We start from the raw sequence: 23,717 nt of genomic DNA on the forward strand, positions 1-23,717 counted from the left end.
GGTCGCCATGCGCTGGGTGTGTATTCTGTTTCCGCAATTGGCCCTCGACGCCGTGCTGCGTCAGCGTCCCGACCCCGATGAGCCATTGGTGCTGCTCAACGGCCCGGCCCAGCGTCGGGTGTTGCAAGCGGTCAACCCGGCGGCGCGCAAACTCGGTTTGCGTGCCGGCCAGTCGATGACCGCTGCGCAGGCGATGAGCAAAGGTTTCGCCACAGCCGATTACGAGGCCGCCGAGGTCGAACACTGGCAGCAATTTCTCGCTGCGTGGGCCTACCGTTTCAGTTCGCAGGTCAGCGTGCATTACCCGCGCACCGTGGTGTTCGAGATCGAATCGAGCCTGGGTCTGTTCGGTTCGTGGGCGCAGTTCGAAGCACGACTGCGCCAGGAACTGACCGATCTGGGCTTCCGCCATCGCATCGTTGCCGCGCCCAATCCGGTGGCTGCGCGGGTGCTGGCCAATGCTTACGACGGCTTGGTGGTGCCGGACGGCGAAGCCTTGCAGCACCACCTCGGCCAGTTACCGGTCGACCGTGTCGGCCTGGAGCCAAGTGTGGCCACGGCGTTGTCGCGCATGGGCCTGCGCACCCTCAATCAGGTGCAGAGCCTGCCGCGTCAGGCACTGGCGCGGCGCTTCGAAGCACAGATGCTCAAGCATCTCGACACCTTGTTCGGTGCGCGACCCTTGGCGCTGGCGTTCTACCTGCCGCCGGATCGTTTCGACGTACGCATCGAACTGAATTTCGACGTGCAATCCCATCAGGCATTGCTGTTCCCGTTACGCCGTTTGACCGGTGACCTGTCGGCGTTCCTCTGTGGGCGTGACAGCGGCGTGCAGCGTTTCGACCTGCATCTGGAGCACGCCGGGCTGCCGGACAGCGTGATCAAGGTCGGTTTGCTCAGCGCCGAACGCGATCCGGCGATGCTCTTCGAACTGGCGCGCGGACGGCTGGAGCAGGTACAGGTCGAGGCACCGGTACGCGGCTTTCGTCTGCGTGCCGAGGATCTGCCGAGCTTCGTGCCGCAATTTCAGGAACTGTTCGATGACCGTCCGCAACAGACCTTGCCCTGGGAGCAGTTGCGCGAACGCCTGCGTGCACGCTTGGGCGATGACGCCGTGCAGGGGCTGCGCTTTCAGGCCGATCATCGGCCGGAGTGCGCGTGGCAGCACGGCGTCGACAAACAGCGCTGCGCAGGCTTGCCGAGTGTGCACCGTCCGGGCTGGTTGCTCGGCGAGCCGCAAAGCGTGGCGGAGGGTTCGGCGCGGATTCTCATGGGCCCGGAGCGCATCGAATCCGGCTGGTGGGACGGTGACGATGTGCGCCGCGATTATTACCTGATCCAGAACCGCGCCGGTCAACAGGGCTGGGCTTATCGCACGGTGGGTGAGGGCGGTCCGTTGTGGCTGCAGGGCTGGTTTGCATGAACGACGGTTATGCCGAACTGCACTGTCTGTCGAACTTCAGTTTTCAGCGTGGTGCGTCCAGTGCGCTGGAACTGTTTCAGCGCGCAAAAAAGCACGGCTATCAGGCACTGGCGATCACCGATGAATGCACGCTGGCCGGGATCGTTCGCGCCTGGCAAGCGGCGAAATCGGTTGAACTACCGCTGATCATCGGCAGTGAAGTACGTATTGAAAACGGCCCGAAACTGGTCCTGTTGGTGGAGAACCTGGCGGGTTATCAAACGCTGTGCGGCTTGATCACCCGCGCGCGGCGGCGCACGCAAAAAGGCCAGTATCAGATGCTGCGCGAGGACTTCGCCGAGCCGTTGCCGGGGTTGCTAGTGTTGTGGGTGCCGGATTCACTCGATGATATGGAAGAGGGCCGTTGGTTGCAGCAGACCTTCGGCGAACGCCTGTGGCTGGCCGTGCAGTTGCATCGCGGTCAAGACGATCAGCAACGGCTGGCGAGCTTGTTGAGTCTGGCCGCCGAGTTGCAGATTCCGGCAGTGGCCAGCGGCGATGTGCACATGCACGCCCGTGGCCGCCGCGCCTTGCAGGACACCATCACGGCGATCCGTCATCACGTGCCGGTGGCCGAGGCTGGATTGCGTTTGCACCCCAATGGCGAGCGACATTTGCGCAGCGTCGAGGTGTTGCGCGAGTTGTATCCGCAGGCCTTGCTGGATGAGTCGGTGAAGCTGGCCCGGCGTTGCACCTTCGATCTGGGCGAGTTGCGTTATCAATACCCGAAAGAGCTGGTCCCCGAGGGGCACAGCGCCAGTTCCTGGCTACGGCAACTGACCAAGGAAGGCATCGCCTGGCGTTGGAAGAAGGGCGCGCCCTTCAAGGTGCTGAGGCAGATCAACAAGGAGCTGAAGCTGATCGCCGAACTCGGCTATGAAAGCTACTTCCTCACCGTGCATGACGTGGTGCGCTTCGCCCGCGAGCAGAAGATTCTGTGTCAGGGCCGTGGCTCGGCAGCCAACTCGGCGGTGTGTTTTGCCTTGGGCATCACCGAGATCGACCCGGATCGCACCACGCTGCTGTTCGAGCGTTTCATGTCCAAGGAGCGCAATGAACCGCCGGACATCGACGTCGACTTCGAACACGAGCGCCGCGAAGAAGTCCTGCAATACGTGTTCCGCCGTTACGGCCGTGGTCGTGCGGCGCTGACCGCAGTGGTCAGCACTTACCACGCTGCCGGCGCGGTGCGTGATGTGGCCAAGGCCTTGGGTCTGCCGCCGGATCAGATCAACGCACTGGCCGATTGCTGCGGCCACTGGAGCGATGAAACCCCGCCGGTCGCGCGTTTGCTCGAAGGTGGTTTCGACCCGGAAAGCCCGGTACTGCGCCGGGTGCTGAGCCTGACCGGGCAACTGATCGGTTTCCCCCGCCACCTGTCGCAGCATCCCGGCGGTTTCGTGATTTCCGAGCAACCGCTGGACACGCTGGTGCCGGTGGAGAACGCGGCGATGGCCGAGCGCACGATCATTCAGTGGGACAAGGACGACCTCGATGCGGTCGGCCTGCTCAAGGTGGATATTCTCGCCCTCGGCATGCTCAGCGCGATTCGCCGCTGCTTCGACCTGCTGCGCCACCATCGCAATCTGGATCTGAGCCTGGCGACGATTCCGCCTGAAGACAAACCGACTTACGAGATGATCAGTCGCGCCGACACCATTGGCGTGTTCCAGATCGAGTCCCGCGCACAAATGTCGATGCTGCCACGTCTGAAACCGGCGAAGTTCTATGACTTGGTGATCGAAGTGGCCATCGTCCGCCCGGGGCCGATTCAGGGCGGGATGGTCCATCCGTATCTGCGTCGCCGGAACAAAGAGGAAGAGGAAACCTATCCGTCGCCAGAACTCAAGGTCGTCCTGGAAAGAACCCTCGGCGTGCCGCTGTTTCAGGAGCAGGTGATGCAGATCGCCATTGTCGCTGCTGATTACAGCCCCGGTGAGGCTGATCAGTTGCGTCGCTCGATGGCCGCGTGGAAACGTCACGGTGGACTTGAGCCGCACAAGGAGCGTCTCGCCGCCGGCATGAAAAAGAACGGCTACACGCCGGAGTTCGCCGCGCAGATCTTCGAGCAGATCAAAGGCTTTGGCAGCTACGGTTTTCCCGAGTCCCACGCCGCCAGTTTTGCTTTGCTGACCTATGCCAGTTGCTGGCTCAAGTGCCACGAACCGGCGGCCTTCGCCTGTGCGTTGATCAACAGTTGGCCGATGGGTTTCTACAGTCCGGACCAGATTCTCCAGGACGCGCGTCGGCATCAGTTGCAGATCCGCCCGGTCGACGTGCGCGCCAGTGACTGGGATTGCAGCCTGGAAACCACCACGACGGCACAACCGGCGATCCGCATGGGCCTGCGCATGATCAAGGGCTTTCGCGAGGAGGATGCCCGGCGCATCGAAGCGGCGCGTGCGCGTGGGGCGTTTGCCGATGTTGCCGACCTGGGTGAGCGAGCGGCGCTCGACAGTCGGGCGCAGGCGTTGCTCGCCGATGCCGGGGCGTTGCGCGGCTTGGCCGGGCATCGGCATCGGGCGCGCTGGGAAGTCGCTGGGGTGCAGAAACAGCTGGGCCTGTTTGCCGGGTTGCCGAGTCAGGAGGAGGCCGAGGTGGTGCTGCCCAAACCCAGTGTTGGCGAGGATCTTCACGCCGATTACAGCACCGTCGGCACCACGTTGGGGCCGCATCCATTGGCGCTGTTGCGCGCTGAACTCAAAGCCCGGCGTTGCCGCAGTTCGCGGGAATTGCTCGACGTCGAGCACGGTCGGCAGGTGAGCGTCGCCGGGCTGGTGACGGGACGGCAACGACCTGGCACCGCCAGTGGCGTGACCTTCGTGACCCTGGAAGACGAATTCGGCAACGTCAACGTGGTGGTCTGGCGCGATCTGGCCGAGCGTCAGCGGCAAGTGCTGGTTGGCTCGCAATTGCTCAAGGTCGATGGCCGCTGGGAGCGCGAAGGCGAAGTGCGCCATCTGATTGCCGGCCGCCTGAGCGATCTCAGCCCACTGCTCAATGGCATCCGCGTGCAGAGCCGCGATTTCCACTGATCCCAAGCCAAACACAAAACCCCTGTAGGAGTGAGCCTGCTCGCGATAGAGGTGTGTCAGACAACATCACCGTGAATGACACACCGCTATCGCGAGCAGGCTCACTCCTACAGGGTTTTGTGTGTGTGCTCAAGAAGGCCAATTCACTGGCGTCAAAAAAATCTGTCACGAATGATGGCACTTTGTCATAATACCGGCCCTTTTCAACTCCCGCCGCGCATTGCCGTGCCGGGACATCCCCGTTTTTCAAAAGGAATACTCAGTGAGAATGATCTCCCGGATGCTGGTTTCAGGCGTCGCGATTGCTGTGCTCGGCACGATTGCCGGCACACTCGCCGGTTGCGCCACCGAAAGCTCCCGCGCGCTGCCGGTGGCCAAGGTTGAAAGCGCCACACAAGTCTGGACCGGCGTTCGCGTGCCAATGGCCGTGGGCAAGTTCGACAACCGCTCCAGCTACATGCGCGGAATCTTCTCCGACGGCGTCGACCGTCTCGGCGGTCAGGCCAAGACCATCCTCATCACCCACTTGCAGCAGACCAATCGCTTCAGCGTGCTGGATCGCGACAACATGGGTGAAATCCAGCAGGAAGCCGCGATCAAGGGCCAGGCCCAGCGTCTCAAAGGTGCTGATTACGTGGTCACCGGTGACGTCACTGAGTTCGGCCGCAAAGAGACTGGCGATCATCAACTGTTCGGCATTCTTGGCCGTGGCAAAACTCAAGTCGCCTACGCCAAGGTCAACCTGAACATCGTCAACATCAGCACCTCCGAAGTGGTGTATTCGACCCAGGGCGCCGGCGAATACGCCTTGTCCAACCGCGAAATCATCGGCTTCGGTGGCACCGCTGCCTACGACTCCACCCTCAACGGCAAAGTACTGGATCTGGCCATGCGCGAGGCGATCAATCGTCTGGTCGATGGCATGAACGCCGGTGCCTGGAAACCGGGCAACTGATCGACGCCCATTGCAAGGAGCAACACCCATGAATCTGACTTTGTCGCGCTCGCTGATGGCGCTGACGCTGGCCGCCAGCGCCTTGCTGACCGGTTGCAGCAGCCCGAAAACCCTGTATCAGTGGGAAGGCTACGAGCCCCAGGTCTACGAATACTTCAAAGGCGAAGAGCCGAAGGAAGCCCAAGCCGAAGCGCTGGAACGTGACCTGCAGAAAATCCGCTCCACCGGCAAGGCTGTACCGCCGGGTTACCACGCGCACCTTGGCCTGCTCTATTTGAGCATGGGCAAGGACGACCAGATGGTGCAGCAGTTCAAAACCGAGAAAACCCTGTTCCCTGAGTCCGGGACGTACATGGATTTCCTGCTCAAAAACGCCAAGAGCGGAGACGCGAAATGATCGCGCGCACCTTGAAACTGCTGGCCGCCGGTCTGGCCCTGACCGTGCTGGGTGGCTGCGTTGCCCCCAAGACCGTGGATTACTCGGCCTACAAACAGGCGCGGCCAAAAACCATTCTGGTGCTGCCTCCGCTGAACACCTCGCCGGATGTGAAGGCGTCGTATAGCCTGTTGTCGCAGGTGACGTTCCCGCTGGCCGAGGCCGGTTATTACGTACTGCCGATCACGCTGGTTGACGAGACGTTCCGCCAGAACGGCCTGACCACTCCGGACGACATCCATCAGGCACCGCCGAGCAAACTGAAGGAAATCTTCGGTGCGGACGCTGCGCTGTACATCACCGTGACCGAATACGGTACGCGTTACATGGTGATCAGCAGCGAAACGGCAGTGACCGCGACGGCGAAACTGGTCGACCTGAAAAGCGGCACCACGCTGTGGACCGGTTCGGCGCGGGCGTCGAGCGAAGAGGGCGGCAATAACGGCGGTGGCGGTCTGATCGGCATGCTGATCACGGCGGCAGTGAAACAGATCATCAACAGCTCCACCGATGCCGGCTACCCGATTGCCGGTGTGGCAAGCAATCGCCTGCTCTCGGCCGGGCACCCGGCAGGCCTGCTGTACGGCCCGCGCTCGCCGAAATACGGCACGGACTGATAGATCAAAAGATCGCAGCCTTCGGCAGCTCCTACAGGGGAATGCATCCCAAATGTAGGAGCTGCCGAAGGCTGCGATCTTTTGCTGTTGGCGCTTATTTCGCGGCCTGCCAAAACCGCTCACCACCGCCCGGTGCTTCCGTCCACGCTTGCAACGAGCGGGTCGGCAGATCGGAGTAATCGCGGGTTCGCGCATAGCCATGGCCACCCATGCGCCCGATCGCATCCAGCCCCAATTGACCGATGTTCAGCGCCATCCTCCGTCGGTATGCAATATATGAATGCAATTTGCCAAGGCCCGGATTAACCTGCGTCTGCCGCCCTTCTTCCATGGTCAGGCATCGCCGGGGCTGGTTGCCTGACGCTAAAGGAGTGTTCGAATGACCGAAAAGAAACCGGAAACCACGGTCGACCGCGTCTACCAAGGGGTTTACGAGGCGATCAGCAAGCGTTCGTTGCGCCCGGGGATGAAGCTGGGCGAGGCCTCGCTGGCCGAGTTGTTCAATGTCAGCCGCACGTCGGTGCGCGCCGCATTGAAGCAACTGGAGGCCGATGGACTGGTCACCACCGAGCCCAATAAAGGTGCATCGGTGTCGTTGCCGAGCAATGAAGAGATCCGTTCGCTGTTCGAAACCCGGCGGCTGATCGAGATCGGCATCGTCACCGAACTGTGCCGACGCAAGGACAGCGCAGCGATGCAGGATCTGCGCGAACACCTGCTGCTCGAAGATGAAGCCCATGCGGCGGGCGATCATGAACGCTTGATTCACCTGCTTGGCGAGTTCCACATCAAACTGGCGCGCAGCCTGAACAATCCGGTGCTGCTCGACTGGTTCCAGAAACTGATTTCCCGCGCTTCGCTGTATGCCGCTGCACTGGACGATGACAGTCACGAAGTCTGCCGTGACGACGAACACCTGCGTTTGCTCGAATACATCGAGGCCGGCAATCAAAGCGCTGCCATCGAGCTGACCTGCACGCATCTCAACGGTATCGAGAAGGCTATTCTCGACGTCGCCGCGAAGATGAAAACTGGCTACCATCCGCTCAAGCACCTGATCGGGGTCTAGTCTCCGCGCGGGAATTAAATCGGCTATACCTCATATGAAACCAATACGACTGCAGACGCTCGAAACAGACGGGCGTCGCGTCGTTATGGCGTCGCGATTTATCGGGCAACCACCTAAGGACACTGAGTCAGTCGATGCAGTTTTTATCCGATAGCCATGGTTGTGACGGCTGGAAAGGCGAAATGGCCGGGCGCATCAGTGCGTTCGACTGGAGCCACACCGAACTTGGCCCGCTGAACAGCTGGCCTGCCAGCCTGTGCAGCGCGGTGCAATTGATGCTGGCCTCGCCACTGCCGATGGTCATGCTCTGGGGCCGCGCCGGGTACATGATCTACAACGATGCCTATTCGAAATTTGCCGGTGGTCGGCATCCGTATCTACTCGGTGCACCGGTGGAGCTAGGCTGGCCGGAGGTCGCCGATTTCAACCGGCATGTGGTCGATACCTGCCTGGCCGGCGGCACCTTGTCGTTTCGCAATAAAGAGTTGGTGCTGTTGCGCGATGGCGTCCCCGAAGACGTCTGGATGGACCTGTATTACAGCCCGGTGGCCAATGATGACGGCAAGCCGGCCGGGGTGATGGCGATGGTGGTGGAAACCACCGAATTCATGCATTCCGAACGCCGCCGTCAGGCCGCTGAAAAGGCTTACCGCGCCGACAACGAGCGGGTACGTCTGGCGCTGAATGCCGGCGCTTTGCTTGGCTCGTTTGTCTGGGACGTGAAAAACAACACGCTGTCGGCAGACGAACGGTTCGCCCGCACGTTTTCTTATCCGCCGGATCATGACCTGAGCAATCTGGCCCAGGACATTGCCGAGTCGCGTATCCATCCCGATGACCACGCTTGGGTCCAAGAGCGCGTCGCCCATTCCGTGCAGACCGGCGAGCCGTATAACGCCGAATATCGCGTGCAGCGTAGTGACGGCAGTTATCTGTGGGTGTTGGCCAGTGGCGGTTGCGAGTTTGACGAACACGGTAAACCGCTGCGCTTTCCCGGCGTACTGATCGACATTCATGAACGCAAGATTGCCGAAGAATCCCTGCTCAAATTTACCCGCAACCTCGAACAGCGCGTCGGCGAAGAAGTCGAGGCGCGGCTGGCGGCTGAAGAGCAGTTGCGCCAATCACAGAAGCTCGAAGCCATTGGCGGTTTGACCGGTGGCGTGGCTCATGACTTCAATAATCTGCTGCAAGTGATCGCCGGCAATCTGCATCTGCTCGCCCGCCACGAACCGAACAACGCCAACGTGCAGCGTCGGGTCAGCGCGTCGCTGGCGGCGGTCGAGCGCGGTGCCAAGCTGTCCTCGCAGTTGCTCGCGTTTGCCCGGCGCCAGCCGTTGTCGCCGGCGGTGTGTAACCCGCAGCAGATTTTCGAAGGCGTTGGCGAATTGCTGCAACGGGCGCTGGGCGAAACCATCCAGATCGACGTGCAGTTGCCGACCGCGCCGTGGCACATCAACGTCGACCGCAATCAACTGGAAAACGCGATTCTCAATCTGGCGATCAACGCCCGGGATGCGATGAAGGGCGAGGGCACCATTGCGCTCAGCGCTGCCAATGTGCGACTCGAACGCGAGTCCTGTGCCGGTAAAGGCATCGTCCCCGGCGAGTTTGTCCGCGTCGCGGTCAGTGACACCGGCGCCGGTATCCCGCCAGAGATTCTCGAGCAAGTGTTTGAGCCGTTTTTCACCACCAAGGCTGATGGTCAGGGCACTGGGCTGGGCCTGAGCATGGTGTTCGGCTTCGTCAAGCAGAGCGGCGGGCATGTCGAGATCACCAGCGCTTTGGGCGAGGGCACGCGGGTGCAGTTGTACTTCCCGCGCAGCCTGCGCCCGATCCTTGATGAGGCGCCCAATCTGCAAAGGCAGCAGAGCGGCGGCCACGAGACGATTCTGGTGGTCGAGGACAACGACGCCGTACGCACTTCGGCGGTCGAGCTGTTGCGCGAGGAGGGCTATCGCGTGTTGACCGCCGGTCACGGCGATGCGGCCATGCAAATGCTTCTCGAAGGTGTCGAGGTCGACCTGATCTTCACCGACGTGGTCATGCCGGGACTGATCAAAAGCTCCGACCTGTTCGCCTGGGCCAAGGTGCAGACGCCGCCGGTGGCGGTGCTGTTCACCTCCGGGCACACCCGCGACATCATTTCGCGCAATCACCAGTTAAGCCCCGACACCCATTTGCTGAGCAAACCGTACAGCCCGGAAGCCATGTTGCAGATGATTCGGGTGGTGCTCGGTAGCTGAGCGTTGAACATTCCTTCACCAAGGCAGGTCGATGACTTCCAAACGCACCTCCAAAGCGCCCGCCGGCATGGTCCGGGTGCGCGGCGCCCGTGAACACAACCTGAAAAACGTCGACGTCGACATCCCCCGCGATGCACTGGTGGTGTTCACCGGCGTGTCCGGTTCGGGCAAATCCTCGTTGGCCTTCTCGACCTTGTATGCCGAAGCCCAGCGCCGTTACTTTGAGTCGGTGGCGCCGTATGCGCGACGACTGATCGATCAGGTCGGCGTGCCGGATGTCGACTCCATCGAAGGCTTGCCACCGGCCGTGGCTCTGCAACAGCAGCGCGGTACGCCGAGTACGCGTTCGTCGGTGGGCAGCGTGACTACGCTGTCGAGCTTGATCCGCATGCTCTATTCGCGCGCCGGCAGTTATCCGCCGGGGCAGCCGATGTTGTACGCCGAGGACTTTTCGCCGAACACGCCGCAAGGCGCGTGTCCGGAGTGCCATGGTCTTGGGCGGGTGTATGAAGTCACCGAGGCGCTGATGGTGCCCGATCCGAACCTGACCATCCGCCAGCGCGCGGTGGCGTCCTGGCCGCTGGCGTGGCAGGGGCAGAACCTGCGCGACATCCTCGTGACCATGGGCATCGATGTCGATATTCCATGGAAAAAACTGCCGAAAAAGCAGCGCGAGTGGATTCTCTTCACCGAAGAAACCCCGACCGTGCCGGTGTACGCCGGGCTGACCCCGGAAGAAACCCGCGTCGCCCTCAAACGCAAGATGGAACCGAGTTATCAGGGCACCTTCACCGGCGCCCGGCGCTACATCCTGCACACCTTCACCCATTCGCAAAGTGCGCTGATGAAGAAGCGCGTTTCACAGTTCATGCTCGGCAGCCCTTGCCCGTTATGCGACGGCAAACGCCTGAAGCGCGAGGCGTTGTCGGTGACGTTTGCCGGGTATGACATCGGTGAGCTATCGCAGATGCCATTGCTGCAAGTGGCCGAGGTGCTGCGGCCGGTGGCGGCGGCCAGCTACCTCGAACACGCAGAGGAAACCGGCGAGACCTTAAGCCACGCGCAAACCCGCGAGGCCCGCCAGCAGCGCGTGGCCCACGGCGCCAGCGGGCACGGCAGTGCGCCAGACGTGCGCCACACGCCAAACCTGTCGCTGGAGAAACGTCTGGCGGCGCAGCGCATTGCCGAGGATCTGCTGGAGCGGGTCAGCACGCTGACCGATCTGGGCCTCGGTTATCTGGCGCTGGAGCGCAGCACACCGACGCTGTCGTCGGGTGAGTTGCAGCGCTTGCGTTTGGCGACGCAGTTGGGCTCGCAATTGTTTGGGGTGATTTATGTGCTCGACGAGCCATCCGCCGGTTTGCACCCGGCCGATGGCGAGGCATTGTTCGAGGCCTTGCAACGCTTGAAAGCTGACGGCAACACGCTGTTTGTGGTCGAGCATGATCTGGAAACCATGCGTCGCGCCGACTGGCTGATCGACGTCGGTCCGGCGGCGGGCGAGCAGGGTGGTCAGGTGCTGTACAGCGGCCCGCCGGCAGGTCTGGCCGAGATCGAGCAATCGCAGACGCGCGCTTATCTGTTTGCCGAATCGCAGGGTCAGACACGCGCCGCGCGTAAACCGACGGCGTGGCTGAAACTCGACGGCATTACCCGCAACAACCTGAACAAGCTGAGTGCCGAATTTCCCTTGGGCTGCTTCACCTCGGTGACGGGCGTGTCCGGCTCTGGCAAGTCGAGTCTGGTCAGTCAGGCGTTGCTGGAACTGGTCGGCGCGCAGTTGGGCCGTCCCGCGCAGGAAAGCGAGCCAGAGGAACTCAGCCTCGAAGACGACGCACCGCCACTCAGCAGCGGCCAGGTCACGTCCGGGCTGGAGTCGATCAAGCGCCTGGTGCAGGTCGACCAGAAACCCATTGGCCGCACGCCACGCTCAAATCTGGCGACCTACACCGGGTTGTTCGATAACGTCCGTAAGCTGTACGCCGCGACAGATGCTGCTCGGGCCGCAGGTTATGACGCCGGGCAGTTTTCCTTCAACGTCGCCAAGGGCCGTTGCGCCACCTGCGAAGGTGAGGGGTTTGTCAGTGTTGAATTGTTGTTCATGCCCAGTGTGTATGCGCCGTGCCCGACCTGCCATGGCGCACGCTATAACCCGCAGACGCTGGCGATTCTCTGGGAGGGTCTGAGCATTGCGCAGGTGCTGCAATTGACCGTCGAGGAAGCAGTGACGGTGTTTGCCGGGCAACCGGGGATTCGTCGGTCACTGGAAGTGCTGCGTGATATTGGCCTGGGTTATCTGCGCCTCGGGCAACCGGCCACGGAGTTGTCCGGTGGCGAAGCACAGCGGATCAAACTGGCCACCGAGTTGCAGCGCAACCAGCGCGGCGCGACCTTGTATGTGCTCGATGAACCGACCACCGGGTTGCATCCGCGTGATGTCGACCGGCTGCTGGAACAGCTGGATACGCTGGTCACGGCGGGGCACACGGTGATTGTGGTCGAGCACGAAATGCGCGTGGTGGCGCAGAGTGACTGGGTGATCGACATCGGGCCGGGGGCGGGAGATCAGGGCGGCAGGATTGTCGTCGCGGGCACGCCGCAGAAAGTGGCGGCGAGCAAGAAGAGCAAGACTGCGCCGTTTCTGGCTCGGGCTTTGAGCCGATAGGGGTGTTGGCAGGGCTGACGTCTTCGTCGGAACGCCGCCCGGAGCAGGCTCGCTCCCGCAGGTTTTGTGGTGTGACACGTTATCTGTCCACACAGAACCCCTGTAGGAGTGAGCCTGCTCGCGATGGCGCCAGGTCAGTCAATTCATCTGTGGCTGACACTCCGCTATCGCGAGCAGGCTCACTCCTACATTGGATCTATGTTCGACATTAATCCCTGTGAAGCTGTGGTCAGGCACCATCGAGGGTTCGGCGGACCTTGTCGAGCAGTTCACTGATCTGAAACGGCTTGACCAGCATGTCCATGCCACTGCCGAGAAACACCTGACGATTGATTGCCGTTTCCGCATACCCGGTCATGAACAGAATCGGCAATCCGTCACGCCAGCCTCGCGCAACATCTGCCAATTCCCGACCGCTCATGCGCGGCAGGCCGACGTCGGTCAGCAGCAGGTTGATCGAGGGATCATTTTGCAACCGCTCCAGCGCCGTTTCGATATCCGCCGCCTGGGTGCAGCGATAACCCGCGTCCTCCAGCACTTCAGTGACAAACATGCGCACCGACGGCATGTCTTCGACAATCAGTACATGCTCACCACTGCCTTGCGGATCGACCACTGGCGCGGGGATGTCGGCGCCTGTCGGGTCAGTGGTGGCCGGCAACATGATGGTCACTTCGGTGCCACGCCGCGCGACACTGCGGATGTGCGCATCGCCGCCTGACTGACGGGCAAAACCGTAGATGGTCGAGAGCCCCAGCCCGGTGCCCTGACCCAACGGTTTGGTGGTGAAAAACGGATCGAAGACCTTGTCGATGACGTTGTGCTCGATCCCTGTGCCATCGTCACGCACCGACAACGCCACGTAAGCGCCATCGGCCAGATTCGGGTCGCCGTGGGAGTACGCGGCGTAGGTGTTGACCCAGATATTACCGCCCGCCGGCAGGGCATCACGGGCGTTGATCACCAGATTCAACACCGCGCTTTCCAGTTGTACCGGATCAACCAACGCGATCGCCGGTTTGCTGGTCAGCTCCAGCTTGAGGTTGATCCGCTCACCGATGGTGCGCATCAGCAGTTCTTCCAGCGAGCGGACTTGGTCGTTGATGTCCACCGGCCGTGTATCCAGCGGCTGTTGCCGTGCGAAGGCCAGCAAGCGATGGGTCAGGGACGCGGCGCTCATCGCCGAGTTCAGCGCTGCTTCGCTATAGAACTGCACCTTGTCCAGGCGCTCATCGGCGACACGCTTCTGGATCAACTCCAGGCTAGTGATGATCCCGGTCAGCAGGTTGTTGAAGTCGTGAGCAATACCGCCCGTGAGCTTGCCCAGGGCATCCATCTTCTGCACTTGCAGCAACTGCGCCTCGGCGCGCGCACGTTCGGCGACTTCCTTGGCCAGTTGCGTGGTGGTGTCATCCAGGCGCGCCAGATGCGAGCGCTCGCGATGGCGATGTTCGGTGACGTCTTCGACAAACACCAGGCTCAACTCTGGCGTGCGGTACGGCGAAATCTGCCATTCGGTTTCGCGAATCTCGCCCTGCACGCGCATGTTCAGCGTGCCTTTCCAGCGCTCGCCATCGATCAGGCGCAGGCGCAGCTCATTGAGGATGGCGCTCTGATCATCGGCAAAGCATTCACGCAGCGCTTGCGGATCCCGATTGTCGAGAATCAGTTGCGCGAAGGCCTGGTTGCACTCATGCACCTTGAGGCTGGCATCGAGCACTGCAATCGGTGCGGACACATTGGCAAAAATTTCGCGGAATCGCGCTTCACTTTCGCGCAGGGCATTTTCCGTGTCGCGCACCCGCAACAGCGTGCGCAGGGTGGCCAGCAGCACGTCCGGATCGACCGGGTGAATCAGGTAGGCATCGGCGCCAGCGTCGAGGCCGGTGATGATGTCGCCGGTCTGGATCGACGCGGCGGACACATGGATCACCGGCAGCAGTGCAGTGCGGCTGTCGGCGCGCAGAATCCGCACAATGTCGAAACCGCTCATGTCCGGCAGATTGACGTCGAGAATCAACGCATCGAGCGCTTCACTGTCGATCAGCGCCAGCCCGTCGCCGCCGGTACCGGCCTCGAGGACTTCGTAACCGTGGCGCTCCAGCCGTCGCCGCAGGGCGTAGCGGGTGGCGACGTTGTCATCGACGATCAACAGACGGATGTCACGTTTCATCGACATTCTCCAGAGCGATCGCCAACGGGATGATCACGAAGAAGGTCGAACCGACCCCCGGCGTGCTTTCCAGCCCGACTTCACCGCCGAGCAGGGCCGCGAAGCGTTTGCACAGTGACAGGCCTAGCCCGGTGCCGCGCAGACGTTTCTGCAGTGGCGAGTCGACCTGGGAAAAGTCCTCGAACAATGCACCATGCAGCTCCGCAGCGATACCGATTCCAGTGTCGCTGACGGCAAAACGCACCTTGTCCACGCCTTCGAGGCGCGCGGACACCCGCACTTCGCCACGGGTAGTGAACTTCAGCGAATTGGAAATGAAGTTGCGCAGGATTTGCCCGAGTTTCTTGTCGTCGGTGTACAGGCGAGGCAAACCGACCGGTTCTTCGAAGATCAGATCGACGGCGGAGGCATCGACAATCGGCCGGAACATCCCGCGCAGCGCGGAGAACAGGTCGAACATGTCGAACCACGCCGGGGAAATCGTGATGCGCCCGGCCTCGATCTTCGCCAGGTCGAGCAGGTCATCGACCATGTCGCTCAACTCGCGGGCAGCGGTGCTGACGAACGCGACCTGCTTGTGTTGTTCAGGGCTGAGCGGGCCGTCGAGTTCGTCGGCGAGCAGGCTGTTGATGCTGAGGATCGAGCCCAGTGGCGTGCGGAATTCATGGCTCATGTATGACAGAAAGCGACTTTTCAGATCTGAGGCCTGGCGTAATTCTTCAGCTTGTTCGTCGAGTTCGGCATACAGCGCCAGCACGCCCTGATTGGTTTCGTCGAGCTCTTCGCGCAAAGCCACTGTTTCGCTCTGCAACTGCGCGATGAGCGCGGCCTGTTCGGCATTGCTCAACATCGGTGACTCAGCCATGGGCGGCCTCCAGGGCAACGACCAATACTGTTGCATCGTCACGCCCGCGACTGAAGTCGCGGTGCAGGACGCTGGCTATCACAGCGGGGTGGCGATGCACCAGGCCGGGGTAGTCTTGTAGATTCCAACGGGACTGCAAGCCGTCGCTGTACATGATCAATAGATGTCCGTTCACGTGAGCATAGTCAAAAGGCCGGGCTTTTCGGTATTGCACGCCGACGATACCCGGGTGCGAGGCCAGACCTCGCGATTTGTCTGCGGCGATCAGACTGGCGCCAATATTGCCCACGCCAGCGAAGGTCAGGTTGTCGCGCCTGCCGTCGAACTGGCTAAACGCGACAGCGCCGCCACGCGTGCCGATCATGTCGCGGTGCATGTCCTCCATCAGCATCACCGGATCGGCAAACGGTGTCAGGGCAAAGGCTTGAGCCCCCGCACGCCCGGCGCGTTCGGCTTCCTCGCCATGCCCGAGGCCATCGATCACCAGTGCGCTGATGCTGGCGCCTTCATACTTCAGGTGCCAAACGTCACCGCAGGCCGGATCGTTGTGCAACGAGTGCTGGCTGACGCCATAACGGATATCCGGATCGCGGTCGGTACGCGGGTAAAGACGCGCCAACAGTACCGCGCCACGGCCGTCGGCATAGACGTCAAATACCTCGGTCTGCCGCGAAACTGCGCCGAGGCCGATACCTTGCGTGCCACCGGTGGAGAATCCGTCGGCCACGCAGGCCTCCAGATCAAAACCCTGAGCGCGATCCACCGCGAGCATTTCAATACCGAAACCCGCAGGCCGAGGTAATACCCGCAGATGCAATTCGCCGTGCGTAGCGTGCTTGAGCACATTACTGGCCAATTCCGTGGCAACCAGAGCGACCCGCCCGGCATCGCGCTCATCAAAGCCATGCTGTTCAGCGAGTTGCTGCGCGGTGCGCCGGGCATGACCGATCTGACTGCTGTCCTCGACCAACAGAACCTGGGTCAGCGACCCGACGATATTCATGTCCATCGGGTAATCGTTATGCGCGTGCCTTTGCCGGGCTCGGTGTCCAGTTCGAACTCTTCGACCAGACGTTTGGCGCCGGTCAAGCCCAGGCCCATGCCGCTGCCCGAGGTCCAGCCGTCGGTCATCGCCAGTTTCAGGTCGGGAATGCCCGGGCCTTCGTCGCGAAAGGTCAAGCGCAGACCGACTTTGTGATCCTCATCGAGAATCTGCCAGTCCATGTCGCCGCCGCCACCGTAAACCATGGTGTTGCGCGCCAGTTCGCTGACCGCCGTGACCATTTTGGTCAGGTCGATCAGACGCATGCCGCACTCCGTCGCCAACTTGCGCGCGGTCTGGCGCGCGAGCACGACATCCTGCTCGATGTGGATGGGTTGAGTACCGCTGCTGCGTACGGTCATTGCAGCGCTACTCGTTCCCGGAGCAGCTTCATCCCGCGCTCGACATTCAGTGCGGTACTGACGCCGGGCAACGTCATGCCAAGTTCCACCAAAGTAATCGCCACTGCCGGTTGCATGCCCACCAGTACAGTTTCGGCGTCCATGATTTTCGACAGGCCGGAAATCGTGCCGATCATCCGGCCAATGAACGAGTCGACCATGTCCAGCGCGGAGATGTCGATCAGCACGCCCCGCGCCGAGGTCTTGCTGATGCGCTCGGACAAGTCATCTTGCAGGGTGAGGGCGAGTTGGTCATGCATGTCGACCTGAATGGTCACCAGCAGAAATTCGCCCATTTGCAGAATCGGGATACGTTCCATGTTTAAACCGTCTTGACGAGGCTGACACCCAGACGGGTCAGGGCCAGTTTCAATGCATCGGCCAGATTGGCTTTGGTCACCACGCCTTGCAGGTCGAGGCCGAGGTGGACGATGGTTTGTGCGATTTGCGGACGTACGCCGCTGATGATGCAGTCGGCGCCCATCAGGCGGATCGCGGTGACAGTCTTCAGCAGGTGCTGGGCAACCAGAGTGTCGACGGTCGGCACGCCGGTGATGTCGATGATGGCGATTTCCGAACCGGTGTCGACGATGCGTTGCAGCAGCGATTCCATCACCACTTGCGTGCGTTGCGAGTCGAGGGTGCCGATCATCGGTAGCGCCAGCACGCCGTCCCACAGCTTGACCACCGGGGTCGACAGCTCCAGCAGTTCTTCCTGTTGACGCTTGATCACCGCTTCGCGGGATTTCTGAAAGGTGCGGATGGTGTGCATGCCGAACGCGTCGAGCAGCTCGGACACTTCCCAGAGTTGTTCGGCCAGCAGCGCCGGTTGGTCTTTGTAATGACTTTGGAGCAGGTTAAACAGCGGGCCTTTGAGGGCGAAGATGAAACTCGCGGTCTGCTGCGAGTCCTGGCCGAGCAGGGCGCGGCTGTGGGAGAGCTTTTCGAGGAACTGGCGGGTGGTTTCCCAACCCGGCGCGGCCACATTGGTGCCGTTGTCGTTTTGCAGACCATTGATCACCAGTTGCAGGAATTCGCCGGTTTGTTGCTGTATGTCGTGGCCTTTCAGATTACGCGTGGCACCGCTGGTTTCCAGTCCGTTGACCCATTCACTCAGCAGTTGTGCTTGTTTGTTTTTCATCGCATCGAGTGTGCTGTTCTGCAGTGCTGCCATGTGCCTGTTGCTCCGTCGCGAATTGGGGGGCGATCGCTATAAATGAACGCCGCGGAATGATCGACATTTGCCGTTCGAAATAGTTGTTCGTTCACGCACGTATATTTTTGATCTGGCGCAAGGAACGTCCCGGTAACTCTAGTCGGCGTGGCCGGGTGCGGTGAAGTTTTGAACGTTGACGCAGGGCAGGCTTCGAATCTTTGACACCCGGCGGATGTGTGCCGGGGGTGTTTGACCAACGAGGTGGCCATGAACGAGCAAACGAAGCAGAGCCAATCTGGCGAACCGATCAATCGCAATGATCCGGCCATTGACCCGCAGGTGCCGGGGCAACCGGCTCCGACGCAGCAGCAGGGCGAGGATGATCAGGCGCAGAGTGCCGATCCGGCGGTGGATCAGAAGAACCAGCATACGGACAACGACAACGAGTTCAGCCCGGGCTTCAAACCGCAGCCGGATCGGGCGAAGCCGGGGGAGGAGACGGATGCCGATATTGATACCGATGGCGGTTGATTTCGGCGGATATGACAAGGCCGCATCTATTTGGATGCGGCCTTTTTTACGCTTGAGTCTGGTGGTGTGGCTGATATCGATCCCCCTCACCCCAGCCCTCTCCCCCAAGGGGGCGAGGGGAAAGGGAGCCGATTGGGGAATGTTCAAAACCTGCGTTCAACTCGAGACTGTCAGGTCGGCGTAACTCGAACATCCACCTCGGTCGGCTCCCACTCCCTCGGGGCGGTCCGACGTTTCGGGAGGGCTGGGGTGAGGGTAAGGCTTTTTACTTGCTCGGATGCTTGGCCTGCAATTCTTTTGCGGCGGCCAAATGTTTTTCCAGCCCCGGCAGCATTTTCTGCGCAAACGCTTTCAGTTCAGTCGCGCCTTTGACCTTGTCATCCGTCACAGTATTGGCTTGTTTCTTGAACAGCTCGATGGTCTCTTCATGCGCCTTCACCTGATTATTGGCGTAAGCGGCATCAAAGGACTCATCGCGCACTTCGAGGATTTTTTCCTTGGCCTGTTTGACCAGGGTCGTGTTGTCCGGGACTTCGATGTCGTTGGCTTTGGCAATAGTCGCCAGTTCGTCATTGGCCTTGCCGTGATCGGTGATCATCATGTTGGCAAATGCCTTGATGTCTGCCGATTGGCTTTTTTCCAGGGCCAGACGGCTGGTTTCGATTTCGGCGATGCCACCGGCTGCGGCGTTATCGACGAAGTCATTGTCCGTCGCGGCGAAAGCACTGCCCATGCCGCTGCTCAAAGCGACAGCCAAAACCAGATGACGCAGGTTGAATCCGTCCATTGGTGTATCTCCACGCAGTTTTTGTTGGGGTTATCCAATGGAGGCAACGCGGCGAGTAAAGGTTTTATCGCATTTGCGACAGGGCGACGAACGGGCACCGCTGGTCTGACAGGTGGTCGACAGAACCGTGCAACCAAGGCCATTCTGATAACTGGCCAGCGCAATCGGTCGCGTTGGCCAGCCGATCAACTGACGGAGGTGTTCCATGCCGGTTCCCCATGACCTGTTTCAGGACTTGAGTTGCACGAAGGAAGAGATCCAGCAAAAACGCACCCAGGATCCACGACTGGATTCACTGATCAACAAGTATTCCCAAGCCGACGCCGAAGTGGTCAAGGCCGAAACGGCCACTTCAGATGCTCCCACCGACGACGCATTGAAAAAGCTCAAAGAAAAGCGCTTGAAGGTCAAAGACGAAATCGTCAGCCATTTGCAGGCCCCGTCCTGACTCGACAATGATCCGCCGACCTGCGGTTGCGGATTGACGGGAACGACAGCCACGACCGGCACCTCGAATGTACAGAGTCTTCCATCAGCGACTCTTTGCGAGGTGCCTTATGAACGATCCGAAATTCCCCAGTGAAGAGCAGGGCGCATTCGACCCGGTTCCCACCCATCCTGAACCCAACAGCCCGGCGCATACCACCGCTAACCCCGAAGAGCCGGATGAGGATCTGCCTGAAGACGAAGATCCGGACAAGTTCGACAAGTCCAGCAACTGACAGACCGTCTTCGCGAGCAGGCTCGCTCCCACAGTGGATTGTGTTGACCACTAATGCTGTGGTCAGCAAAGAACCCCTGTGGGAGCGAGCCTGCTCCGGGCGGCGTTCCGACGAAGGCGTAAGTCCATGCAACACAAAAAACATCAGGCTCACTTCAGGGCCGCATCCAACGGCATCCGCGCCATATGTGTGGCCTTCAACGAGCCAAAATACAACCACGGCCCATACTCGCGCACCGTGGTAATCGGCGAGTAATTGCCACTGCTCGCATCCTGCAGATTGGCAATCACCTTGCCATCCAGGTCCAGGCCCAGCACAAACCCGCGTTTCTCCACCGGTTTCGGTAAAACCCTCAGCGCCCGCACGATCATCTTGCGCACGAACGGATGCCCCGCAGTGCCATCCAGCAGAGCATTGCGCGGCGCATACAACGCCACCCAGAACCGGTTGCTGCCATTGAATGCCAGGTTGTCCGGCAGCCCAGGCAGATTGTCGATGAACAGGTCGTGAGTGCCGGCTTTCGGACCGGTCAGCCAGTAACGGCTGATGCGATAAGCGCCGGTTTCGTTGACCAGCACATAGGCGTCATCGGGGCCGAGGGTCACGCCGTTGGCGAACTCCAGTCTGTCCAGCAGCACACTGGTTTTACCGCTCTGGAAGTCATAGCGCAGCAGACGTCCGTCGCCGCCGTGCTCGATGATTGCCTCGCCGTCATGGCCATAACCCCAGCGACTGGATGCATCGCTGAAATAGGCGTAATGCCCGGACTTGTCGATGGCCACATCATCGGTGAAACCGAAGCCCAGACCATTGGCCTCCGTGGTCAAAGGAATCAACTGACCTTGCGCATCAAGGGACAGCAAGCCCTTGACCCCATCAGCGATCACCAGCATGCCGTTCGGATGTCGGGCCAATCCGAGCGGACGGCCACCGGTGTCGGCGAGTACTTTGCGTTGCTGGCCGTCGAGGCTGGTACGGATCAGTCGGCCGTCGTGCAGTCCGGTGATCAAGAAGTCACTTTCCAGCAGCAACGCTTCCGGCCCTTCGATGTCGCTCGGCCCGACCTGCGCTGCGCCTTTGAGTTTCTGATTCTCGGCGTAAATGCCTTCTTTCAGCGATGGCGCAGGCGACGGCGTCCAGGCCACGGGTTCGACTTTGGTTGGCATCAACAATAAGAACGCGATGACGATAAGGATCAGCAGCAACAACAGATGCCGTAGCTTCACGCGCTGGCCCTCGCCGATGACAGGTACTGGGCGGCCATGTCGCGCAGCGCCAGCATCGACGCGGCAGATTCGCGCTCGATGCGGCGCTTGAGCAGCAGGTGATTGGCGATGCGCATGCCCAGACCGGCGAAGCGATAATCCAGTGTGCGCACAAATCGCGCGCCGCTGCCTTCGGCGCTGCATTCATAGGTCAGTAGCAACGACAATCCATGATCACCTTGCGCCCGGGCGCACCAGCGCCGGCCGGGCAAGTACTCGGTGACTTCCCAGCTCAAGTGGCCTTCACGGCCGCCGGCATGAATGTCCTCTTCAAAGCGCGCGCCCGCATGCAGCGGGCCGTGTGGGCCGTCGATTTTCAGCGACGAGGGGTGCCACTCAGGCCAGCGACCGACACTGGCGGCGTAGGCCAGTACGGCAATGGGATCGCCAGCGATATCGATGCTGTGCTGCATGCGGGTCATGGGCATTTTCGAATAGCTCAAAGGGGTGGTTTCCGGCTCCCAGTACAGGGTGCCGAACAGGTAGTCCATCAGCGGCAGGACGATGTTGAAATTGCGCTCCTGCATGCGTTCGCGGCGGTGATGCAGCTCATGCAAACGGCGCATCTGGCGGATCCATGGCAGGCGTGCCAAAGGGTTGTCTGCCGGCAAATGCTCGCAGGCATGAAACACTTCGTAAGTCAGATAACCCAGCACCATGCAACCGCCGAACAACCCGGCAACGTTGGCGTTTACGGGTGCCAACAGCCACCACAACGGTACGGTGATCACCAGCGTATGCAGCACAATCAGCCAGGCGGGGAACAGAATCACCCGCCAGTCACGCGCACTGTCGTAGGTCATATGGCCGGGAGTGAAGAAGCTGTGATGATCGCCCGCGTGCCGGGCGTAGAACATTTTCGCGAAGGTTTTTTTGTGGTGGCCGAGATGGCGATGGACCATGTACACACCGAAATTGAACAACAGCAGGGTCAACGGCACCGTCAGCCATTCCAGCAGACTGACCTGCTGCACGCTGGCCGAGAACGCAGCGATGGCCAGCACACCGAACAGCAGCACGAAGGCACCGTGCAGCCATGGGTTGTACAACGGGTGAATGGCCGCACGGTAGCGACTGCGGAATGCCTCGGTGGTCTGCCTCACTGCATCACCTGCGGGGATTGTTGTTATACCCGGCAGATTAGCCGATCCGGCCGTTTGTGCAGGCCGGACCTCGGTGTCACTTGCGCCATGCTCCGGTGCAAAGCCGCCGCTTCAGCTCAGCGGGTTCCAGCGTTGCGACCAGTCGTCATCGGTGCGGATCACTTCGCGCAGCAGATGGAAGGCTTGTTGCAGCGTTGCCGAATCGCGGTCGCGTGAGTAGACAAGATAAGTCGGGTAGCCGAATTCCGGGGCTTTGGTCACTGCTTCCAGGGCGCCGCTTTCCAGATACGTGCGTACCACACGGGTGCGGAAGTAGCCGCTGCCGCCGTGTTCGAGGATGTATTGCAGGGCTAGCGGGCCGAGGTTGAAACTCAGCGCCGCTTTGGCTTTTTCCGGCAGGGCGGCGTCATGCTGGCGGCGAAAGTCCGGGCCCCAGTCGATGTAGACGTAGGGATCGGGGCGCTCGGGCGCACGCACCAGAATCAGTTTTTCTTCCAGCACTTGCTCGACCTGCAAGCCCGGCCAGTATTCCGGCTGATAGACCAGCGCCGCGTCGAGCACGCCGAGTTCCAGTTGGCGCAGCAGGTTTTCGCCATCGCGGATTTCCATGCGCAGGGCGTGCCCGGGAATCTTCTCGCGCAGCTCCGCCGCCCAACTCAGCATCAACGGGTTGCACAGGCTGACTTCGCCGCCGATGTGCAGCACGTTGTGATAGCCCTCGGGCAGCGGCAGATCACGGCGCGCGGCTTCCCAGGTCTGCACCAGTTGATTGGCGTAGATCACAAAGGCCTCGCCATTGGGCGTCAGCTTTGCCCCGGCACGGTTGCGCACGAACAGTGTGCTGCCCAGTTGGCTTTCGAGCTTCTGCACCCGGGCGGTGATCGCCGTTTGTGTGACGAACAACTTCTGCGCGGCAGCGGCGAGGCTGCCGTGACGGACGATTTCCAGAAAGGTGCGAGCGAGATCGATGTCCATGGGCGGGCCGGTGTTTGAGGTGTCGGGCATTGTAAAGGCAAAAGCCCCTCACCCTAACCCTCTCCCGGAGGGAGAGGGGACTGATTGGGGGATATTGAAGAAATGCACTGACTTGAACGATCAGCGTTGAATCCATAATCGACACGTTTTTTCAGGTCGATGCAGGGCGCCAGACACCTCGGTCAGTTCCCTCTCCTTGGGGAGAGGGCTAG

The 23,717-nt window shown here is 61.0% G+C and carries 21 protein-coding genes and 1 pseudogene; 11 read left to right on the top strand and 11 right to left on the bottom strand.

What is annotated here, in order from left to right:
• The first annotated feature begins 7 nt into the window (after positions 1 to 7).
• From ACOYXE_RS05665 to ACOYXE_RS05685, 5 genes are all read left to right on the top strand, one after another.
• On the top strand, positions 8 to 1,423 hold the full coding sequence (locus ACOYXE_RS05665; RefSeq protein WP_460928136.1) for a Y-family DNA polymerase: 1,416 nt from the start codon (positions 8 to 10) through the stop codon (positions 1,421 to 1,423).
• Entirely contained in the window at positions 1,399 to 4,497 is a 3,099-nt protein-coding gene (locus ACOYXE_RS05670; RefSeq protein ID WP_460928138.1) for an error-prone DNA polymerase, read from the top strand. Before ACOYXE_RS05665 ends, ACOYXE_RS05670 begins: the two co-directional genes overlap by 25 nt.
• Positions 4,498 to 4,765: 268 nt before the next feature.
• Complete coding sequence (locus ACOYXE_RS05675) at positions 4,766 to 5,452, top strand: CsgG/HfaB family protein (RefSeq protein WP_161986630.1); 687 nt, start codon at positions 4,766 to 4,768, stop codon at positions 5,450 to 5,452.
• A gap of 28 nt (positions 5,453 to 5,480) precedes the next feature.
• Entirely contained in the window at positions 5,481 to 5,849 is a 369-nt protein-coding gene (locus tag ACOYXE_RS05680; RefSeq protein WP_160058323.1) for a DUF4810 domain-containing protein, read from the top strand.
• Entirely contained in the window at positions 5,846 to 6,505 is a 660-nt protein-coding gene (locus tag ACOYXE_RS05685; RefSeq protein ID WP_160058321.1) for a DUF799 domain-containing protein, read from the top strand. Before ACOYXE_RS05680 ends, ACOYXE_RS05685 begins: the two co-directional genes overlap by 4 nt.
• 94 nt (positions 6,506 to 6,599) lie before the next feature.
• On the opposite strand, the pseudogene ACOYXE_RS05690 reads toward ACOYXE_RS05685, so the two are convergent.
• Positions 6,600 to 6,755 (bottom strand): annotated as a pseudogene (locus ACOYXE_RS05690) (flavin reductase family protein); the annotation flags it as partial.
• 129 nt (positions 6,756 to 6,884) lie between these two features.
• Between ACOYXE_RS05690 and ACOYXE_RS05695 the strand changes: the two are divergent.
• The 3 genes from ACOYXE_RS05695 (at position 6,885) to ACOYXE_RS05705 (ending at position 12,485) form a co-directional block, all read left to right on the top strand.
• On the top strand, positions 6,885 to 7,574 hold the full coding sequence (locus tag ACOYXE_RS05695; RefSeq protein ID WP_160058319.1) for a GntR family transcriptional regulator: 690 nt from the start codon (positions 6,885 to 6,887) through the stop codon (positions 7,572 to 7,574).
• A gap of 134 nt (positions 7,575 to 7,708) precedes the next feature.
• Positions 7,709 to 9,820 carry a hybrid sensor histidine kinase/response regulator gene (locus tag ACOYXE_RS05700; protein ID WP_160058317.1) on the top strand — a complete coding sequence of 704 codons (2,112 nt, stop codon included), beginning with the start codon at positions 7,709 to 7,711 and terminating at the stop codon, positions 9,818 to 9,820.
• 31 nt (positions 9,821 to 9,851) lie between these two features.
• The gene (locus ACOYXE_RS05705; RefSeq protein ID WP_160058315.1) at positions 9,852 to 12,485 is read left to right on the top strand and encodes an excinuclease ABC subunit UvrA; all 2,634 of its coding nucleotides are present in this window, start codon (positions 9,852 to 9,854) and stop codon (positions 12,483 to 12,485) included.
• Between the two features lie 229 nt (positions 12,486 to 12,714).
• Here ACOYXE_RS05705 and ACOYXE_RS05710 read toward each other — a convergent pair whose 3' ends face one another.
• The 6 genes from ACOYXE_RS05710 to ACOYXE_RS05735 are packed head-to-tail and all read right to left on the bottom strand — an operon-like array spanning position 12,715 to position 18,140.
• Complete coding sequence (locus ACOYXE_RS05710; protein ID WP_460928142.1) at positions 12,715 to 14,658, bottom strand: response regulator; 1,944 nt, start codon at positions 14,656 to 14,658, stop codon at positions 12,715 to 12,717.
• Positions 14,648 to 15,523, bottom strand: a complete 876-nt coding sequence (locus tag ACOYXE_RS05715; protein ID WP_160058311.1) for a sensor histidine kinase — start codon at positions 15,521 to 15,523, stop codon at positions 14,648 to 14,650. The genes ACOYXE_RS05710 and ACOYXE_RS05715 overlap by 11 nt, the downstream gene beginning before the upstream one ends.
• The gene (locus tag ACOYXE_RS05720; protein WP_160060108.1) at positions 15,516 to 16,526 is read right to left on the bottom strand and encodes an ATP-binding protein; all 1,011 of its coding nucleotides are present in this window, start codon (positions 16,524 to 16,526) and stop codon (positions 15,516 to 15,518) included. Before ACOYXE_RS05720 ends, ACOYXE_RS05715 begins: the two co-directional genes overlap by 8 nt.
• Positions 16,523 to 16,927: an anti-sigma regulatory factor gene (locus ACOYXE_RS05725; RefSeq protein WP_008084828.1), complete on the bottom strand. Its 405-nt coding sequence runs from the start codon at positions 16,925 to 16,927 to the stop codon at positions 16,523 to 16,525. Before ACOYXE_RS05725 ends, ACOYXE_RS05720 begins: the two co-directional genes overlap by 4 nt.
• Positions 16,924 to 17,286: an STAS domain-containing protein gene (locus ACOYXE_RS05730; RefSeq protein ID WP_160058309.1), complete on the bottom strand. Its 363-nt coding sequence runs from the start codon at positions 17,284 to 17,286 to the stop codon at positions 16,924 to 16,926. The genes ACOYXE_RS05725 and ACOYXE_RS05730 overlap by 4 nt, the downstream gene beginning before the upstream one ends.
• 2 nt (positions 17,287 to 17,288) lie before the next feature.
• Positions 17,289 to 18,140: an STAS domain-containing protein gene (locus ACOYXE_RS05735; protein WP_160058307.1), complete on the bottom strand. Its 852-nt coding sequence runs from the start codon at positions 18,138 to 18,140 to the stop codon at positions 17,289 to 17,291.
• Positions 18,141 to 18,389: 249 nt separating this feature from the next.
• Between ACOYXE_RS05735 and ACOYXE_RS05740 the strand changes: the two genes are divergently transcribed.
• Positions 18,390 to 18,653, top strand: a complete 264-nt coding sequence (locus ACOYXE_RS05740; RefSeq protein ID WP_160058305.1) for a hypothetical protein — start codon at positions 18,390 to 18,392, stop codon at positions 18,651 to 18,653.
• 265 nt (positions 18,654 to 18,918) lie between these two features.
• Here ACOYXE_RS05740 and ACOYXE_RS05745 read toward each other — a convergent pair whose 3' ends face one another.
• Entirely contained in the window at positions 18,919 to 19,440 is a 522-nt protein-coding gene (locus ACOYXE_RS05745; RefSeq protein ID WP_460928145.1) for a DUF4142 domain-containing protein, read from the bottom strand.
• 205 nt (positions 19,441 to 19,645) lie between these two features.
• Between ACOYXE_RS05745 and ACOYXE_RS05750 the strand changes: the two genes are divergently transcribed.
• Entirely contained in the window at positions 19,646 to 19,888 is a 243-nt protein-coding gene (locus tag ACOYXE_RS05750) for a DUF465 domain-containing protein (RefSeq protein WP_038368920.1), read from the top strand.
• A gap of 109 nt (positions 19,889 to 19,997) precedes the next feature.
• Positions 19,998 to 20,162: a hypothetical protein gene (locus ACOYXE_RS05755; RefSeq protein WP_007912545.1), complete on the top strand. Its 165-nt coding sequence runs from the start codon at positions 19,998 to 20,000 to the stop codon at positions 20,160 to 20,162.
• A gap of 149 nt (positions 20,163 to 20,311) precedes the next feature.
• On the opposite strand, the gene ACOYXE_RS05760 is transcribed toward ACOYXE_RS05755, so the two are convergent.
• The 3 genes from ACOYXE_RS05760 to ACOYXE_RS05770 form a co-directional block, all read right to left on the bottom strand.
• Positions 20,312 to 21,388 carry an SMP-30/gluconolactonase/LRE family protein gene (locus ACOYXE_RS05760; RefSeq protein WP_160058303.1) on the bottom strand — a complete coding sequence of 359 codons (1,077 nt, stop codon included), beginning with the start codon at positions 21,386 to 21,388 and terminating at the stop codon, positions 20,312 to 20,314.
• Complete coding sequence (locus ACOYXE_RS05765) at positions 21,385 to 22,530, bottom strand: sterol desaturase/SRPBCC family protein (RefSeq protein ID WP_160058301.1); 1,146 nt, start codon at positions 22,528 to 22,530, stop codon at positions 21,385 to 21,387. Before ACOYXE_RS05765 ends, ACOYXE_RS05760 begins: the two co-directional genes overlap by 4 nt.
• Before the next feature lie 111 nt (positions 22,531 to 22,641).
• On the bottom strand, positions 22,642 to 23,505 hold the full coding sequence (locus ACOYXE_RS05770) for a LysR family transcriptional regulator (protein WP_077573167.1): 864 nt from the start codon (positions 23,503 to 23,505) through the stop codon (positions 22,642 to 22,644).
• Positions 23,506 to 23,717 lie beyond the last annotated feature (212 nt).

The organism is Pseudomonas sp. MC6, from assembly GCF_054790575.1.

Excerpts from the sequence above, each read along its gene's own strand:
- ACOYXE_RS05665 (WP_460928136.1), top strand. The coding sequence starts at position 8 with ATGCGCTGGGTGTGTATTCTGTTTCCGCAATTGGCCCTCGACGCCGTG.
- ACOYXE_RS05675 (WP_161986630.1), top strand. The coding sequence starts at position 4,766 with ATGATCTCCCGGATGCTGGTTTCAGGCGTCGCGATTGCTGTGCTCGGC.
- ACOYXE_RS05680 (WP_160058323.1), top strand. The coding sequence starts at position 5,481 with ATGAATCTGACTTTGTCGCGCTCGCTGATGGCGCTGACGCTGGCCGCC.
- ACOYXE_RS05685 (WP_160058321.1), top strand. The coding sequence starts at position 5,846 with ATGATCGCGCGCACCTTGAAACTGCTGGCCGCCGGTCTGGCCCTGACC.
- ACOYXE_RS05695 (WP_160058319.1), top strand. The coding sequence starts at position 6,885 with ATGACCGAAAAGAAACCGGAAACCACGGTCGACCGCGTCTACCAAGGG.
- ACOYXE_RS05700 (WP_160058317.1), top strand. The coding sequence starts at position 7,709 with ATGCAGTTTTTATCCGATAGCCATGGTTGTGACGGCTGGAAAGGCGAA.
- ACOYXE_RS05705 (WP_160058315.1), top strand. The coding sequence starts at position 9,852 with ATGACTTCCAAACGCACCTCCAAAGCGCCCGCCGGCATGGTCCGGGTG.
- ACOYXE_RS05710 (WP_460928142.1), bottom strand. The coding sequence starts at position 14,658 with ATGAAACGTGACATCCGTCTGTTGATCGTCGATGACAACGTCGCCACC.
- ACOYXE_RS05715 (WP_160058311.1), bottom strand. The coding sequence starts at position 15,523 with ATGGCTGAGTCACCGATGTTGAGCAATGCCGAACAGGCCGCGCTCATC.
- ACOYXE_RS05720 (WP_160060108.1), bottom strand. The coding sequence starts at position 16,526 with ATGAATATCGTCGGGTCGCTGACCCAGGTTCTGTTGGTCGAGGACAGC.
- ACOYXE_RS05725 (WP_008084828.1), bottom strand. The coding sequence starts at position 16,927 with ATGACCGTACGCAGCAGCGGTACTCAACCCATCCACATCGAGCAGGAT.
- ACOYXE_RS05730 (WP_160058309.1), bottom strand. The coding sequence starts at position 17,286 with ATGGAACGTATCCCGATTCTGCAAATGGGCGAATTTCTGCTGGTGACC.
- ACOYXE_RS05735 (WP_160058307.1), bottom strand. The coding sequence starts at position 18,140 with ATGGCAGCACTGCAGAACAGCACACTCGATGCGATGAAAAACAAACAA.
- ACOYXE_RS05740 (WP_160058305.1), top strand. The coding sequence starts at position 18,390 with ATGAACGAGCAAACGAAGCAGAGCCAATCTGGCGAACCGATCAATCGC.
- ACOYXE_RS05745 (WP_460928145.1), bottom strand. The coding sequence starts at position 19,440 with ATGGACGGATTCAACCTGCGTCATCTGGTTTTGGCTGTCGCTTTGAGC.
- ACOYXE_RS05750 (WP_038368920.1), top strand. The coding sequence starts at position 19,646 with ATGCCGGTTCCCCATGACCTGTTTCAGGACTTGAGTTGCACGAAGGAA.
- ACOYXE_RS05755 (WP_007912545.1), top strand. The coding sequence starts at position 19,998 with ATGAACGATCCGAAATTCCCCAGTGAAGAGCAGGGCGCATTCGACCCG.
- ACOYXE_RS05770 (WP_077573167.1), bottom strand. The coding sequence starts at position 23,505 with ATGGACATCGATCTCGCTCGCACCTTTCTGGAAATCGTCCGTCACGGC.